At 71.0% G+C, this 16,317-nt stretch carries 13 protein-coding genes; 4 read left to right on the forward strand and 9 right to left on the reverse strand.

The window, feature by feature from the left end; translation table 11 throughout:
• Window positions 1–11 precede the first annotated feature (11 nt).
• Entirely contained in the window at window positions 12–377 is a 366-nt protein-coding gene (locus C0012_RS13290; protein WP_111467087.1) for a histone-like nucleoid-structuring protein Lsr2, read from the forward strand.
• Window positions 378–385: 8 nt separating this feature from the next.
• Here the strand turns inward: C0012_RS13290 and C0012_RS13295 are convergent, their stop codons facing one another.
• The 3 genes from C0012_RS13295 to C0012_RS13305 form a co-directional block, all read right to left on the reverse strand.
• On the reverse strand, window positions 386–868 hold the full coding sequence (locus C0012_RS13295; protein ID WP_111467088.1) for a DUF1990 family protein: 483 nt from the start codon (window positions 866–868) through the stop codon (window positions 386–388).
• Complete coding sequence (locus tag C0012_RS13300; protein WP_111467089.1) at window positions 865–1,998, reverse strand: AMP-binding protein; 1,134 nt, start codon at window positions 1,996–1,998, stop codon at window positions 865–867. The genes C0012_RS13295 and C0012_RS13300 overlap by 4 nt, the downstream gene beginning before the upstream one ends.
• A gap of 88 nt (window positions 1,999–2,086) precedes the next feature.
• Complete coding sequence (locus C0012_RS13305; RefSeq protein WP_111467211.1) at window positions 2,087–2,998, reverse strand: 1,4-dihydroxy-2-naphthoyl-CoA synthase; 912 nt, start codon at window positions 2,996–2,998, stop codon at window positions 2,087–2,089.
• Between the two features lie 200 nt (window positions 2,999–3,198).
• Between C0012_RS13305 and C0012_RS13310 the strand changes: the two genes are divergently transcribed.
• On the forward strand, window positions 3,199–4,188 hold the full coding sequence (locus C0012_RS13310; protein WP_111467090.1) for an o-succinylbenzoate synthase: 990 nt from the start codon (window positions 3,199–3,201) through the stop codon (window positions 4,186–4,188).
• A 135-nt stretch (window positions 4,189–4,323) separates the two neighbouring features.
• On the opposite strand, the gene C0012_RS13315 is transcribed toward C0012_RS13310, so the two are convergent.
• Together C0012_RS13315 and C0012_RS13320 are read right to left on the reverse strand one after the other, a co-directional pair.
• Window positions 4,324–5,121 (reverse strand): LLM class F420-dependent oxidoreductase, encoded by a 798-nt coding sequence (locus C0012_RS13315; protein WP_111467091.1) that lies wholly within the window; start codon window positions 5,119–5,121, stop codon window positions 4,324–4,326.
• Between the two features lie 50 nt (window positions 5,122–5,171).
• Window positions 5,172–5,816: a TetR/AcrR family transcriptional regulator gene (locus tag C0012_RS13320; RefSeq protein WP_198411146.1), complete on the reverse strand. Its 645-nt coding sequence runs from the start codon at window positions 5,814–5,816 to the stop codon at window positions 5,172–5,174.
• Window positions 5,817–5,890: 74 nt separating this feature from the next.
• Here C0012_RS13320 and C0012_RS13325 point away from each other — a divergent pair, with 74 nt between their 5' ends.
• Both C0012_RS13325 and C0012_RS13330 read left to right on the forward strand, forming a co-directional pair.
• On the forward strand, window positions 5,891–8,635 hold the full coding sequence (locus C0012_RS13325) for an MMPL family transporter (protein WP_111467093.1): 2,745 nt from the start codon (window positions 5,891–5,893) through the stop codon (window positions 8,633–8,635).
• On the forward strand, window positions 8,632–11,322 hold the full coding sequence (locus C0012_RS13330) for a YhgE/Pip family protein (protein ID WP_111467094.1): 2,691 nt from the start codon (window positions 8,632–8,634) through the stop codon (window positions 11,320–11,322). The genes C0012_RS13325 and C0012_RS13330 overlap by 4 nt, the downstream gene beginning before the upstream one ends.
• A gap of 88 nt (window positions 11,323–11,410) precedes the next feature.
• Here the strand turns inward: C0012_RS13330 and C0012_RS13335 are convergent, their stop codons facing one another.
• The 4 genes from C0012_RS13335 to ccsB form a co-directional block, all read right to left on the reverse strand.
• Complete coding sequence (locus tag C0012_RS13335; RefSeq protein ID WP_111467095.1) at window positions 11,411–13,393, reverse strand: PTS fructose transporter subunit IIABC; 1,983 nt, start codon at window positions 13,391–13,393, stop codon at window positions 11,411–11,413.
• 30 nt (window positions 13,394–13,423) lie between these two features.
• Window positions 13,424–14,374 carry a 1-phosphofructokinase family hexose kinase gene (locus C0012_RS13340; RefSeq protein ID WP_111467096.1) on the reverse strand — a complete coding sequence of 317 codons (951 nt, stop codon included), beginning with the start codon at window positions 14,372–14,374 and terminating at the stop codon, window positions 13,424–13,426.
• The gene (locus C0012_RS13345; protein ID WP_111467097.1) at window positions 14,371–15,174 is read right to left on the reverse strand and encodes a DeoR/GlpR family DNA-binding transcription regulator; all 804 of its coding nucleotides are present in this window, start codon (window positions 15,172–15,174) and stop codon (window positions 14,371–14,373) included. Before C0012_RS13345 ends, C0012_RS13340 begins: the two co-directional genes overlap by 4 nt.
• A 134-nt stretch (window positions 15,175–15,308) precedes the next feature.
• Window positions 15,309–16,298, reverse strand: a complete 990-nt coding sequence (ccsB, locus tag C0012_RS13350; protein WP_111467098.1) for a c-type cytochrome biogenesis protein CcsB — start codon at window positions 16,296–16,298, stop codon at window positions 15,309–15,311.
• Window positions 16,299–16,317: the final 19 nt, after the last annotated feature.

Genomic DNA, 16,317 nt, shown 5'->3' on the forward strand with positions numbered 1-16,317 from the left:
AGGCTGGCCGCATGAAGCGCACCGTGCACCTGGTCATCGACGACCTCGACGGCTCCACCCTCCCGGCCGGCGAGGGCGAGACGCTTGAGTTCGGAATAGACGGGGCGTCATACGAGATCGACCTCGGCGCGCGGAACGCCGCGGCGCTTCGCTCGGCGTTGGATCCCTTCGTCGAGGCGGCGCGCGCCTCCCTGGGAGGTGTCGCCGCGCCGAAGAGCCGTCCGACGACCGAGTACACCGTCACGCATCTGCCGACCACGCGCCCGCGCGGCGAGAACGGGCGGATCCGGAAGTGGGCCCGGAAGAACGGCTACGACGTCGCCGAGCGTGGGGCCATCCCCCAGTCGGTGCGCGACGCATTCCACGCCCGGGGCTGAGGCGCGCGTCAGCGCAGCGCGCGGAGGTAGCGCCGCGTGTAGATCTCCTGCAGGAGGCGCAGGAGCGGGTAGCCGATCCAGAAGATCGCGCCCGACGGCCTTGAGAAGGCACGCACGCGCAACCACACGGATCCGTCTTCGTCTCGTTCGACGATGAACGCCTCCTCGCCGCGCTCGGGGTGCCCAGGAAGGGTCCCGTAGGCGAAGCCCGCGCGATGCGGCTCGTCGACGACGTAGACGACGCGGCACGGAACGTCACGCGGCCAGAACGGGATCCGCAGGACGGCACTGTCGCCGAGCCGCAGCGGCCGCGCGGCGGCGTGCACCCGCATCCCGGATCGCCGCTGGAGACCCCACCGCATCGTCTCCGCGACGGCGCGACGGAAGACGTCGTCGCCCGCTCCGATGCGGGCTCGCCGGTCGATCGTCCGGAATCCGCGCGGCGCATCGCCGCGCGTGCCTCCCACGTTCGGGTAGGTGAACTCCGTCACCGGCTCGCCCGCCCCACGAGCTCGGCGAGCGCCCGACGATCGGGCTTCCCGCTCACGAGGCGCGGCATCTCCTCTACCCGCACGACGCGGTCGGGGCGCGCGGGCTTGCCGAGCTCGCGTTCGACCGCGGCGCGCGCCTCGTCAAGTGATCCGGGGCCCGTCGCGACGATCACGGGCGTCTGTCCCCAGCGCTCGTGGGGCGCGCCGACGACGACCACGTCCTCGAAGCCGGGCACCTCACGGACGACGCGCTCGACTCGATCGAGCGAGATGTTGACACCGCCCGACACGATGACGTTGTCGATCCGCCCCGTCACGCGCACGACCCCGTCCACGACGGATCCGGCGTCGCCCGTGCGATACCAGCGGGAACCGGCGGGATCCGTCACGAAGACAGTCTTGGTGCGCTCTGGATCCCCGAGGTATCCGTCGGCGAGCGTCGGGCCGGAGATCCGCAGCTCCCCTTCCGGCGCCTCGACCCGCACCCCGCCCAGCGGGACGCCGTCGTACACGCACCCGCCGCTCGTCTCCGTGGATCCGTAGGTGCGCACGACGCGCGCGCCGAGGGCGATCGCCCGCTCTCGCAGGGCGTCGGGCAGGCGCTGCCCGCCGACGAGGATCGTCTCGAACGACGCGACGGCGTCGGCGATCCGCGGATCCCGCTCCCCCGCGTCGACGAGCGTCTGCAGCTGGGCGGGCACGAGGGAGGTGTATGCCGGAACGCGCATGCCACCCGCGAATGACCGCATGCCCGATGCGGCATGCGCGAAGGTCTCGGCCGAGAACCTCCCCGCGAGGATCGCCGGATCCCGCCCCGCGACGAGGGCGCGGACCATGACCTGCACGCCGGCGATATAGCCGCCCGACAGCGGCAGAAGCCAGTGCCCCTCCCCGATCCGCGCCGCCGTCGCCATCGCCGACGCCGTGAGCGCCGACCGCGAGAGGGCGACGGACTTCGGCACCCCCGTGGACCCGGAAGTCGTGAGCACGACGCCGGTCCCGGCGGGCACCTCCGCGGGAAGATCCGGCGCGGCCCCGAGGGCGATCGCCGGCCCCGCCCCGAGCACGGCCCCGCGCAGCGCCCGCAGCAGCTCCCGCGGATCCTCCCCCGCGACGCGCTCGAGCCTCACGGCATGTCCCCGACCCGCAAGTCCACAAGTCTTCGCCGAGTCCGGTGCAATTCGCAGCGGACTCGGCGAAGACTTGTGGAAATGGGCATCAGAAGTGGTGGGGGAAGGCCGACCAGTCGGGGTCACGCTTCTCGAGGAAGGCATCGCGGCCCTCGACCGCCTCGTCAGTGCCGTAGGCGAGCCGGGTCGTCTCGCCCGCGAAAAGCTGCAGGCCGACCATGCCGTCGTCGGTCGCGTTGAAGGCGTACTTGAGCATGCGGATCGCGGTCGGCGACTTGGTGAGGATCGTGCGCGCCATCGCGATCGCCTCGCGCTCCAGATCCTCGTGCGGCACGACCCGGTTGACGGCGCCCATCTCGTAGGCACGGTCGGCCGAGTACTCCTCGGCGAGGAAGAAGACCTCGCGCGCGAGCTTCTGGCCGATCTGCTTCGCGTAGTAGGCCGAGCCGTAGCCGGCGTCGAAGGATCCGACGTCGGCGTCGGTCTGCTTGAACTTGCCGTGCTCGCGCGACGCGATCGTCAGATCACACACGGCGTGCAGCGAGTGCCCGCCGCCTGCCGCCCACCCAGGGACGACGGCGATGACCGGCTTCGGCATGAAGCGGATGAGGCGCTGCACCTCGAGGATGTGCAGGCGTCCGGCTCGGGCCGGATCCGACACCGCCTGCTCGTCATCGGAGTACTTGTACCCGTCGCGGCCCCGGATGCGTTGATCACCGCCCGAGCAGAACGCCCACCCGCCATCCTTCGGGCTCGGGCCGTTGCCCGTGAGCAGCACGCACCCGATCTTCGGATCGGTCCGCGCACCCTCGAGCGCCCGGAACAGCTCGTCGACCGTGCCGGGACGGAAGGCGTTGCGCACTTCGGGTCGGTCGAACGCGATGCGGGCGATGCGGCCGTCGGTCGAGACGTGCGCCGTGATGTCCTCGAAGCGATCGGATCCGGGCGCGGGGATCCATTCGTCGGCGTCGAAGAGGTCGGAGACGTGGGGCTCTGTCACGATTCCCACCCTACGCGCGGGCACCGGGCGCGAGCGTCGGAGCGCTGCCACGACCACGGCGCGAGCGTCGGATCCAAGGCGCCGTACGTCACCTGCACGCCCGCCCCGGCCCCGATCCCACCAGATTCTCCGACGCCCGCGCGGGCACACTCCACGCACTCCGACGCCCGCGCCGAACGCGCACGCGGCAGGATGGGGGCATGTCCGCTCCTCTGCCGCCCGTCGCCGAGATCCTCGAAACCCTCCACGTCGTCTCGCTGCCGATGTCGGTGCGATTCCGCGGCGTCGACCACCGCGAAGCCGCCCTGTTCGAGGGCCCCGAGGGGTGGGCCGAGTTCTCGCCCTTCCTCGAGTACGGGCCCGCCGAGGCCGCGACATGGCTGGCCGCCGCGATCGACTTCGCGTTCGAGCCGCAACCGCTCCCCCATCGCGACCGGATCGGCGTCAACGCCACCGTGCCCGCCGTCGCGGCCGAGCAGGTTCCCGAGATCCTCGCCCGCTACGGGGCCTGCCGCACCGTCAAGGTCAAGGTCGCCGAGGTCGGTCAGACGCTCGAAGAGGATGTCGCCCGCGTCGCGGCGGTGCGCGAGCGCCTCGGCCCCGCGGGGCGCGTGCGCGTCGACGCCAACGCCGGCTGGAACGTCGACGAGGCCGAGCGGGCGCTGCATGCGCTCGCCGAGTTCGACCTCGAGTACGCCGAGCAGCCGTGTGCCACGCTCGAGGAACTCGCGGAGGTGCGGGCACGGATGCGCGATTGGGACATCCCGATCGCGGCCGACGAGTCGGTGCGGAAGGCGACGGATCCCCTCGCCGTCGCGCGGGCGGGGGCGGCCGACATCGTCATCGTCAAGGCGCAGCCGCTCGGTGGGGTCCGTCGTGCGCTCGACATCGTCGAGCAGACCGGGCTGCCCGCCGTCGTCTCGTCGGCGCTCGACACGAGTGTCGGGCTGGGGCAGGGGGCTCGCCTCGCGGCCGCGCTCCCGACGCTCGACTATGACTGCGGCCTCGGCACCGCGAGCCTGTTCACGGGAGACGTGGCGTCTGATCCGCTCGTCCCGGCGAACGGAGAGATCCCGGTGACGCGCGTGGCGCCGGATCCGGAGCTGCTGGCGCGCCACGCGGCGAGCGCCGAGCGACGCGCATGGTGGGAATCCCGGATCCGCGCCTGCCACGCGCTGCTCGACACCTGATGGGTCGCCAGAATCCGTCAGTCAGCGCCGCCCGGCACTGACATGTTCTGGCGACCCACCCAGGCCGCACGATTGGGTCGCCAAAATGTGTCAGTGCGAGGGCGGCGCGACTGACGTTTGTTGGCGACCCACTGATCAGTTCTTCGCGTCGCGCCAGGCGAGCCAGCGCTCGACCGCGCCGAAGTCGAGATCAGGGCCTGAGATGCCGAGGGTGAACAGGCGCGCCCCGGCGTCGTAGAGCGCATCCGCCTCCTGCACGTCGCGGCCCTTCAGCTCGTTCGAGACGACGAGGCCCGACACATCGCGGCCTTCCTTCTCGGCCCACGCGTCGATGACGCCGAGCTTGTGGGCGATCTCGTCGGGCCCGACGAAGCTGTGCCAGATATCAGCGTGCCGGGCAACGAGGCGCAGCGTCTTCTGTTCGCCTTTGCCGCCGATCATCACGGGGATCTCCCGCGTCGGGGCGGGGTTCAGCTGCGCCCATCGCCGCTCGATGCGCGGCAGGGATTCGGCGAGCGCATCCAGGCGTGTGCCGAAGGTGCCGAACTCGTAGCCGTACTCGTCGTAGTCGCGTTCGAACCACCCGGATCCCGTTCCGAAGATGAAGCGGCCGGTGTCGCCGCCCTTCGCGGAGATGTGGTCGACCGTGCGGGCCATATCGGCCTGCAGGTCGGCGTTTCGGTACGAGTTGCAGTTGACGAGGCATCCGAACTCGACCCGCTCGGTCTGCTCGGCCCAGGCCGAGAGCATCGTCCACGATTCGAAGTGCAGGCCGTCGGGCTCTCCCGACAGCGGAAAGAAGTGATCCCAGTTGAAGAGGATGTCGACGCCCATCTCCTCGAGCCGGGAGACGGCGTCGCGGATCTCGGAGTAGGACGAGTGCTGGGGCGCGATCTGGACCCCGAGCCGGACGGGCGTGTCAAGTGCTGGCATATCGCCAGGCTATTGCGCCTCCGACGGGATGAGGTCGAACAGCAGCGAATTTACCGACCGTCCACAAGCAGGCCCGCTGTGCGTCCGATCTCATCTGCGCGCGCGCGAGTGAAGTCGTCATCAGACGCTCCCTCCATAACGCCGCGCTGGCTCGAGTCGACCCACACCGCGAGAAGGATCCGTGTGGCTTCGACGGGCGTGGTCCGCAACCGCGCGCCGCTGCGCTCGACCGTCTCGGCGAGGATCTGCGAGACCTCCTCAATGCACCGGTCGTTCGTCTCACGGAAGGCGTGAGCGAACTCTTCATCGCGCATCGCGTGCGTCGTCATCTCGGTCCAGAGCTGGGCGCCGAACCGATCGTCGCCGCCGACGGCGCTGAGGATCGACACGACGACCGAGGTGTCGTCAAGGCGAACCGGATCCCCGAATGACTCGACGCGCTCGCGCACCGCCGCGATCTGCGCGTTGCCGTACGCCGCCACGAGTTCGAGGAAGATCTCGTCCTTCGACGCGAAGTTCGAGTAGAAGGCGCCGCGGGTGAAGCCCGCACGTTCACAGACGGCCTCGACGGAGGTCGCTCCCAGGCCGACCTCGGCGAACAGCTCGGCTGCGGCGTCGAGAAGTCGCGATCGGGTGGCCGCCCGACTGCGGGGCTTCACGGGGGGCTGGGCGTCGGCGCCCGGGTCTTCGTTCACTTTCCCTACGATACACTTTCGTATCGGATACAGAACTGTATCGACCCCGATCGCATCACCCGGAGGCCCCCGGCGTGTCCACATTCCTCTCCTCACTCGGACGCTGGTCCTATCGCCACCCCTGGCGCGTGCTCGGATCCTGGCTCCTCGTTCTCCTCATCGCCGGGGCGGCCGCCGCCGGGCTCAACAAGGGCTTCGACAACTCCTTCTCGATTCCCGGGACGGAGTCGCAGGAAGGCCTCGAGCAGCTCAACCGCACCTTCCCTCAGGTCGCCGGCGCCGCTGCTCAGTTCGTCGTCGTCGCAGACGACGGCGACAGCGTCGAGGATCCCGCCTACCGCGATCCGATCGAACAGGCCGTGACCGATCTCGCAGACTTCGACGGAATGTCAGCGACGACATCGCCGTACGGAGACGAGGTCGACGGACTCGTGTCGGACGACGGCGCAGCCGCGATCGTCCAGCTGCAGCTCGAGGGGCAGTCGACGAACATCGGCGACGACACGAAGGATGCGATCGCGGATCGCGTGGACGAGCTCGCCGCCGAACTGCCGGATGGATCCACGACGCGTCTCGGCGGCGAGCTGTTCTCGACCGAGCTGCCCGCGCTCTCCCCCGTCGAGGCCGTCGGCGTTCTCATCGCGCTACTCGTACTCGTCGTCACGTTCCGCGCCTTCGTCCTCGCGGGTCTGCCGCTCGCGGTCGCGCTGCTCGGCGTCGGCGTCTCCATGCTCGGGATCGTCTCGGTCACGGCTTTCACCGAGGTCAGTTCGACGACGCCGATGCTCGCGCTCATGCTCGGACTCGCCGTGGGCATCGACTACGCCCTCTTCATCGCGGCGCGCCACCAGGATCAGGTGCGCGACGGGGCGGATCCCGAGGACTCGGCCGCGCGGGCCACGGGCACCGCCGGTTCCGCCGTACTATTCGCGGGCGTCACCGTGCTCATCGCGCTCATCGGCCTGAGCTTCGCGGGGATCCCGTTCCTCACGACGATGGGCATCGCGGCCGCCGCGGCCGTCGCGATCGCCGTCGCGATCGCCGTGACCCTGACCCCCGCACTCCTCGGATTCCTCAAGGGGCGGGCCATCGGTCACCCCCGCGCGCCGCGCCCCGGCCGCGAGCGCGTCGGCTTCGCGCGCCGGTGGGTCGGACTCGTCACTCGCCACCCGATCGTCACGACCGTCGCGATCGTGCTCGGGCTCGGGGTCGTCGCCATCCCGGCGGCTCAGCTGCAGCTCGCCCTGCCGAACGCGGGTGTCCTCCCCGAGGACAACGAGGCGCGTCAGGCCTACGACCTCACCGGCGAGCACTTCGGAGAGGGATTCAACGGCCCCCTGATCCTCACGGGGACGATCGTCACGCGCGACGATCCCCTGACGCTCATGGAGGATCTCGGAGCCGAGGTCGAGACCGTCGACGGCGTCGCAGAGGTCGCTCTCGCGACCCCAAACGAGACGGCCGACACGGGCATCGTGCAGGTCATCCCCGAGACGGGCCCCTCGGATCCCGAGACGAGCGACCTCGTGCGCGAGCTCCGCGCCCACCACGACGTGTGGCTCGACGAGTTCGGCATCGATCTCGCCGTCACGGGCTTCACGGCCGTCTCGATCGACATCTCCGACCAGCTGCAGGACGCGCTCATACCGTTCGGCATCTTCGTCGTGGGGCTGTCGTTCCTCCTGCTCATGGTCGTGTTCCGGTCGATCTGGGTGCCGCTCAAGGCGGCGCTCGGATATCTGCTGTCGATCCTCGCGGCGTTCGGCGTCGTGACGATGGTGTTCGAATGGGGATGGGGCGCCGAGCTGCTGCACGTCAGCAAGACGGGGCCGGTGATCGCCTTCATGCCGATCGTCGTCATGGGTGTCCTGTTCGGCCTCGCGATGGACTACGAGGTGTTCCTCGTCTCGCGCATGCGGGAGGACTTCGTGCACGCCTCACGGAAGTTCGGCGCGACGCGCCGTGTCGCCGTCGACGCCGTCCGATCCGGGTACGCGGCGTCGGCGCGCGTCGTCACGGCCGCGGCCGTCATCATGTTCGCCGTGTTCGCGGCGTTCGTCCCCGAGGGCGACAGCAACATCAAACCGATCGCCCTCGCTCTCGCGGTCGGCATCGCGGTCGACGCGTTCCTCATCCGCATGACGCTCGTTCCGGCGGTCATGGCCCTGCTCGGGGACGTCGCGTGGCGGATGCCTGCGTGGCTCGAGAAGCGGCTCCCCCGATTCGATATCGAGGGCGAGGCGGTCGAGCGCGAAGACCTGTTGGCGGACTGGCCCGGACCCGATTCGGACGCCGTGATCGCGGCCGACGATCTCTCGATCACAGCCGACGACGAGACGCTCGCGCGGGACGTCTCGCTCCGCGTCGCCCCCGGGGAGGCCGCCGTGCTCACGGCAGAGGATCCGCGATCCGGGCGAGCCGTCCTGCTCGCGATCGCGGGGCGCATCGATCCGGACGGCGAGAGCCGCCTGCGCGTCGCCGGGCACCTGCTTCCCGGCCGCGGCGCGTGGGTGCGCGCGCACGTCGGCGTCGCGCTTCTCGCAGGCGCTGAGGATCCGGCGCGCTCCGTGCGCGCCGCGCTCAGCGGGGGCACGCGGATCCTCGCGGTCGACGGGCTCGATCAGCTCGCGCCGTCGGCCCGCGCCGACGTCGCGCGCCTGCTCCGCGAGTCGCGAGTGGGATCCGCGGATCCGCTCACGCTCGTCGCGACCTCCGCCGACGCGTCGCCGCCGATCCTCGCCGACGCCGGCTGGCCCTCCCCTTCCGTTCTCGACGTCACGCCGCGCGTCGCGGCGACGACAGCAGAGGTATTCGCATGAGCACGCACATCGAACGAGCCGGCACGAAGCGCCCCATCACGTGGATCACGATCGCGGGGCTGCTGCTTCTGCCCGCGCTGATCGGCGGGATCCTCGTCGCCGCGCTGTATGACCCGACCGAGCGCCTCGACAATATGTCGGCCGTGATCGTCAACGACGACTCGGGCGTCGAGATCGACGGCCAGCTGACCCCGCTGGGGCGTCAGCTCGCCGCAGGGCTCGTCGAGGGATCCGACGATGTCGACAGCAACATCACCTGGGTCATCTCCAATGCCGAGGACGCCGAAGAGGGCGTCGAGAGCGGCGCGTATCAGGCGATCGTCACGATCCCCGAGGACTTCAGCGAGGCCGCGATGTCGCCGGCCGAGGCGATCCAGGGATCCGGCTCTCCCGTGCAGGCGACGATCGACGTCGAGACGGCGGCCGACGCCGCCGTCGTCGACGGCGCCATCATGGAGCAGGTGGCGGCGACGGCGGCGGACACGATCGGCGCGCTCCTCTCGGAGGCGACGCTCGAGAACGTGTTCCTCAGTTTCACGGACCTGGGCGATCAGCTCGGCGACGCGGCCGACGGCGCGACACAGCTCGCGGATGGCGCGGGAGAGGCCGAGGACGGTGCCACGCAGCTCGGCGCCGGCGCTGACGAGCTCGGCGATGGGATCTCGCAGCTCGGCGCCGGCATCTCCGAGATCGCGGCGGGCGCCGACGAGGCCGCGTCGGGCGCCGTGCAGCTCGCGGACGGCACGTCGTCGCTGTCCGACGGCGCGTCCGGGCTCTCCCAGGGGGCCAGTCGGCTCGCGGGCGGAGCGGTCTCTCTCGCCGACGGGCTCACGCAGTTCGACGACGGCTTGAGCGGCACGAACGGCCAGCCGGGTCTCACGGCAGGCGCGCAGCAGGTGGCCGACGGCGTCGCCGGACTCGACACAGGCCTGAACGGGACCGGCCAACAGCCGGGCCTCGCGGGCGGCGCCGAGGAGCTCGCCGGAGCGATGGATCAGTTCACCTCAGCCGTCAACGGCGGCGAGCAGCCGGGCCTCGCGGACGGTGCGGCACAGGTCGCCGACGGTATCGCCGGACTCGACACAGGCCTGAACGGGACCGGCGAACAGCCGGGCCTCGCGGGCGGCGCTGCACAGGTGGCCGACGGCGTGGACGGACTCGACGCCGGTGCGACCGATCTCGCGGGCGGCGTCGCCGCCGTCGCCGAAGGCACGGCGGCCCTCAACGCGGGCCTCAACGGCTCTGCCGAGCAGCCCGGCCTCTCCACCGGATCGGCTCAGATCGCGTCGAGCCTCGAGGAGCTCGCGGCGAACTGCGCGGAGCTCGGCGGGAGCCCCGCGATCTGCGCGCAGCTCGAGCAGCTCGCCCCCGGAGCGCGCGATGTGGCGAACGCGGCCTCGGATCTCGCGGGGGCGGCGACGCAGGTGAACACCGGCGCGCAGCAGGCGTCGGACGGGGCCGCCTCGCTCGCAGACGGCGCTTCCCAGCTCGCGCCCGGCGCGCGGCAGGTGGCTGACGGATCCGCCCAGCTCGCCGACGGCGCCTCCCAGCTCGCCCCCGGAGCGCTGGAGCTCGCCGAGGGCGCTGATCAGCTCGGAGCCGGTCTCTCGCAGGCGCAGCCGGGCGCGCGGCAGCTCGCCGACGGTACGGCTCAGCTCGCCGACGGCGCCTCCCAACTCGCCCCCGGAGCACGGCAGGTGTCAGACGGCATCGCCCAGCTCGCGGACGGAACCCCCGCGCTGATCGACGGCGCATCCTCGCTCGCCGACGGAGCGAACGCGCTCGGCGACGGCGCCGACCAGCTCGCCGCCGGAGCGCAGCAGACCTCTCTCGGCACGATCTCCCTCGCGGACGGCATCCGGCAGCTCGGCTCCGGCGCCCGCGAAGCAAGCGACGGCACGACGCCGCTCGCCGACGGCGCGACCGGGATCTCCGACGGCGCCGACGAGCTCGCGAGCGGCATCGGGCAGCTCGAGGGCGGCGCGACGGAGCTCGGCGACGGGCTCGACGAGGCCGTCGCCCAGCTGCCGCGCTTCACGGACGACGAGGCCGCCGATGTCGCGTCGGCGGTACGGGCCCCCGTCGCATCGAACGGCAACGGGCTGATGCTGTTCGGAGCCGCCGCGATCCCGCTGCTCGCCGCGATCGTGCTGTGGTTCGGATCCCTCGCGACGTTCGTCGCCCTGCGCCCCGTGACGGCCCAGGCGCTCGCCTCGCGGCGCTCATCGTTCACCCTCGCCGCGCGGGGGCTCCTGCCGGGTGCGCTCATCGGCGCCGTCCAGGGCGTGCTCGTCGGCGCGATCGTCGTGTGGATCGGCGACTACGCGGCCTCCGTCTCGTGGTCGCTCATCGGGATCGCCGCCCTCGTCGGTGTGGTGTTCACGTGCATCCACCAAGCGCTCACGGCGGCATTCGGCGGCGTCGGACGCTGGATCGCGGTGATCGCAGGGGCCCTCGCGGTGGCCGTGAGCATCGTCTCGACGGTGCCGGGCGCCCTCGCACAGGCCGCCGCGTTCCTGCCGACCTCGCCGGCGATCACCGCGTTCCTCGGAGCGATCACGGAATCCTCCGTGGGAGGCCCGCTCGCGGCCCTCGCCGCCTGGGGTGCCCTGTCCTTCGCTGTGACGATCCTCGCGGTGCAGGCCCGCCGCACGACCACGGCGAAGGCGGTCCTCGCGGGGGCGTAAGGCGGTCCTCCCTCCGCGAAAAATCACCGCTTCCCGCGAGCGAGCACAGTTTCAGTGCTCGCTCGCGGGGCCGGCCGGTGACGCCTGCTCAGGCCGCGACCGGCTCGGCCTTCTTCGCGCCGATCGACTTGAACAGGGTGACCGCGACGCCCGAGACGATCGTGCCGGCGGCGAGCGCGACGAGGAAGCCCCAGAGCGGGCTGATCGCGAAGAACACGAAGGCCCCGCCGTGCGGCGCCTGCGATTCGACGAGCAGCAGCGTCGACAGGAATCCGGTGACGGCGCCGCCGAGCATCGATGCGGGGATCACGCGCAGCGGGTCGGCCGCGGCGAACGGGATGGCACCTTCCGAGATGAACGACAGGCCGAGGAGCCAGGCCGCCACACCGTTCTCGCGCTCGACGGCCGAGAACTTCGAACGCGCGAGCAGCGTCGAGGCAAGGGCCATCGCCAGCGGCGGCACCATGCCGGCGGCCATCACGGCCGCCATGAGGTAGTACGGCACGGGGTTGTCGGGCGTGGCGTTGCCGAGCGATGCGACCGCGAATGCGTAGGCGACCTTGTTGATCGGCCCACCGAGATCGAAGCACATCATGAGCCCGAGGATGATGCCGACGACCGGCAGGAAGCCGGATGCCGAGAGATCGTTCAGGCCGGCCGTGAGCGCCTCCATGAGCGCCGCGATGGGCGCGCCGAGCACGAGCAGCAGCAGACCGGACGCGAAGATCGAGCCGAGCAGCGGAATGATGACGACGGGCATCAGACCGCGCAGCCAGCGCGGCACGTTGAGCGTGCCGAGCCACCAGGCCGCGAGCCCCGCCAGGAGCCCGCCGACGATGCCACCGAGGAAGCCAGCGTTCATGAGCACGGCGACGGCGCCCGCGACGAAGCCGGGCGCGATGCCCGGACGGTCGGCGATCGCGTAGGCGATGTACCCCGCGAGCGCCGAGACGAGGAAGCCCATCGACAATCCGCCGATCGAGAAGGCCACGGCGCCGAGATACTCGCGCAGTCCGCCGTCGGGAAGGTTCCACAGCGCGTTGTTCACGGCGATGTCTTTCGCCGACTGGTCGATGTCGAAGCCGCCGAGCAGGAAGCCGAGCGCGATCAGCAGACCGCCGCCCGCGACGAACGGGATCATGTAGCTGACACCTGTCATGAGGATCCGCTGGATGCGCTTGCCCCAGCCCTCGTCCTTCTCGGCGGGGGCGGACGAGGCCGATGCGTCTCCCGAGACACGCTCGGCGTCCGGGTCGGCCGCCGCCTGCGCGGCGAGCTCCAGCAGCTCGCCGGGGCGCTCGATCCCGGCCTTGACGGGGCGGCGGATCACGGGCTTGCCCGCGAAGCGACCCGGCTCGCGCACATCGACGTCAACGGCGAACACGACGGCGTCCGCGTCGGCGATGACCTGCGGATCGATGGGCGTGTAGCCGCTGGATCCCTGCGTTTCGACGGCGAACTCGAAGCCCGCCTCCTCCGCGGCCTTCGTGAGCCCGTCAGCCGCCATGTAGGTGTGCGCGATGCCGGTCGCGCAGGCCGTCACGGCGACGATCTTGGTCGCGCCGGGGGCGGCGACCGAAGCGGCCGGAGCGGCAGCCTCCTCCTCGGCGTCGTCGGAGGAGGTCTCGCCGATGGCCTCGCGCACGAGGGCGACGACCGCGTCGGCATCCTTCGCCTCGCGCAGCGCCGAGGTGAAATCGTCGTCCATGAGGTGCCGGGCGAGCTGCGACAGCACCGCAAGGTGCTCTTCGGCGGCCGTGTCGGGCGCGGCGATCATGAAGACGATGTCGCTCGGGCCGTCGAAGGATCCGAAGTCGACGGGCGGGCTGAGCCGTGCGAAGGCGAGCGAGGCCTCCGTGACGGTCGCGGCCTTGGCGTGCGGGATCGCGATCCCGCCGGGCAGCCCGGTCGCGTCCTGCTGTTCGCGGGCCCAGGCGGCGTCGAAGAGCGCGTCGGCATCGCCCGCGCGCCCCTCGGCGACGAAGCGGGCCGCGAGGCTTCGCAGAACGTGTTCCTTGTCGGCGCCGATCTCGTCGTCGAGGCTGACGAGCGCCGGGGTGATGGTGGACATCTCGGGGGTCCTTTCTCGGACGCGGGTGCGTTATCGAAGTTCGGTCAGGGCGATCTCGCCCGTCGGGAGGTCGTCGGGGCCGGCGAGCCGGGTTCCCGGGAGAGCAGCGGTTCCGGATCCGTGGCGGACGGCGCTCGCGAGCCGCTCGGCAGAGGATGCACCGGCCTGCGCGGCGTGCAGGTATCCGGCGAGCGAGCTGTCCCCCGCGCCGACGGTCGATCGCACGCGGACGTTCGGCGGGATCGTGGCGTGCACGGCCCCGTCGCTGTCGACGAGCACAGCGCCGTCGCCGCCGAGCGTGACGAGGGCTGCGCCGATCTTGGCCGGGACGAGGCTCCCGGCGATGTCGGCGACCGCACGCTCGATGGCCACGCCTTCGGGCAGGCGCGCGCCCGCGAGCTCGGCGAGCTCGAGCTCGTTCGGCTTGATGAGGTCGGGGCGCCCGTCGGCGACGGCGGCGGCAAGCGCCGGCCCCGACGTGTCGACGGCGATGCGGGGCGGATCCGCGAGGCGCGCGCGCACCGCGTGGATGATCTGCACGTAGAGGTCGTCTCCCGCCCCGGGCGGCAGGGATCCGCAGAGCGCAAGCCAGTCTGCGCCCTCGCGTTCGCAGACCGCGACGACGGCGTCGACGAGCGTCGCCGCCGTGTCGGCGTCGAGCGTCGGTCCCGGCAGATTGAGCTTGGTCGTCTCGCCGACCGGGTCGGTGATCGTGAGATTGCACCGCGCGTGCCCGGTGATCGGCACGGCGTGCACGGGAAGCGCCGATCCGAGGGCCGCCGCGTAGGGATCCGTGGGGGCGAGCGGCAGGACGCCGCGCACGACGTCGCCGGCGTCGTGGAGCACGCGCGCGACGTTGATGCCCTTCCCGCCCGCGTCCTCGCGCATCGAAGCGGCGGACTGCACCTCGCCCGGCACGAGGGGGGCGTCGAGCTCGACCGTGCGGTCGAGCGACGGGTTGACGGTGAGCGTGACGATCATGCGCGTTCTCCCTCGTCGGCGGATCCTGCCCAGACTTCGACGTCGTGACGTGCGAGCGCGTCGGCAAGCTCGGGGCCCGGCTCCTCATCGGTGACGAGCACGTCGATGTCGGAGAGGTCGGCGAAGCGCTGCAGAGACTCGTCGCCGAACTTCGACGCATCGATGAGTGCGACGACGCGACGGGCCGAGCGCACCATCGCACGCTTGACGGCGGCTTCATCCGCGTCGGGTGTGCTGAGACCGAAGTCGGCCGACAGACCGTTCGCGCCGATGAAGGCGATGTCGGGACGCCGTTCGTCGATCGCCCGCACCGTGTCGATGCCGACGGCGGCGCCGGTGACCGTGCGCACGCGTCCTCCGAGCACCGTGAGACCGATGCCGTCGCGCCCCGCGAGCGCCATGGCGTGGGCGACCGCGTTCGTGACGATCTCGACGCGCCGCCCGAGGAGGCGTTCTGCGAGCGGCTGGACGAGCGCGCCGGTCGTCGTCCCGGCGTCGATCAGCACGGATCCGTCGAAGTCGGCGGGGATCGCGGCGAGCGCTCGCGCCGCGATGCGTGCTTTCTCGTCGCCGCGCTGCGTCAGACGTTCGTCGACGGCGCGCTCGACGAGGCTCGCCCGCGATGCGGCGATCGCTCCGCCGTGCACGCGGCGCAGGGCGCCGCCCTCCTCGAGTGCCTGCAGATCGCGGCGCACGGTCTCGGTCGTGATGTCGAACTGCTCGGCGAGTTCACGAACAGACACGCGCCCCGCGTCCCGCACGGCGCGTGCGATGAGCTCCTGCCGCTCTGCCTGATACATCTCGTCCCCTCCTTGGGTCCGCACGAGAATACAACACGTTCACACCCAAAACAACACATACACAGATAGGTATCGAGCACACACGACAACGGCCCCCTCCCGTGTCGGGAGAGGGCCGTCGAAGCAGGCGCGGATCAGTCGATGCCGCTGTAGGCGTGGAGCCCCTCGAAGAACATGTTCACGATGGTGAAGTTGAAGATCACGGCGATGAAGCCGACGATCGACAACCAGGCCGAGCGGGTGCCGCGCCATCCGCGCGTCGCGCGAGCGTGGATGTACCCCGCGTAGAGCACCCAGATGATGAAGGTCCAGACTTCCTTCGTGTCGAAGCCCCAGTACCGGCCCCACGCATCCTGCGCCCAGATGGATCCGGCGATGAGCGTGAAGGTCCAGAAGATGAAGCCGATGATCGCGAAGCGGTACGCGAGCCCCTCGAGCGCCTCCGCCGACGGCATCGTGCGCAGCACGCTCCGCTTCTCGGCCTGCTCGGGATCGTCGACCGCACGACGCTCGCGGCGCGCCTGCATCAGTTGAAGAACGCTGAGCGCGAAGGCGAGCGCGAGGAACGCCGTCGAGAGCGAGGCGACGAAGACATGGATCACGAGCCACGTCGACTTGAGGGGATCCATGAGCGGCGTGATCGAGGTGTAGATCGTCGGCATCGACGCGGCCCCGAGCAGGATCGTGACGAGCCCCGTCATGAACGCGCCGAGATAGCGCAGGTCCTTCCAGAACAGCACCCCGATGTACACGGCCGTGAACAGCAGCGTCGAGGTCATCGCGAACTCGTACATGTTCGACCACGGCACGCGACCCGCGCCGATACCGCGCAGCACGGTGGCCCCCAGGTGAAGCAGGAAGGCGATTCCCGTCAGGGTCGTGCCGATACGCGCCATGACGTTTTTCCCGTGCGGAACGGGGCCGTCCGCGTCGAGCTCGGCGGGCGCCGCGCTGCCCCCGGCGCCGACCAGCTGCGCCTGGCGGTCCTTCTGGCGGATCGAAGCTTCCGACCGCTTCGCCAGGTCGACGGCATAGCAGATGAACGCCAGCGCGTAGACGGAGATCGCCGTCCACAGGGCGATGACGGACCACGTGTCGTACATGAGTGCGTCGGCAGAGGGCATGGGCTCGATTCTCGGTTCT

Origin of the sequence: Microbacterium suaedae (genome assembly GCF_003254645.1) — a bacterium.
In the GTDB taxonomy this organism is placed as follows: domain Bacteria; phylum Actinomycetota; class Actinomycetes; order Actinomycetales; family Microbacteriaceae; genus Microbacterium; species Microbacterium suaedae.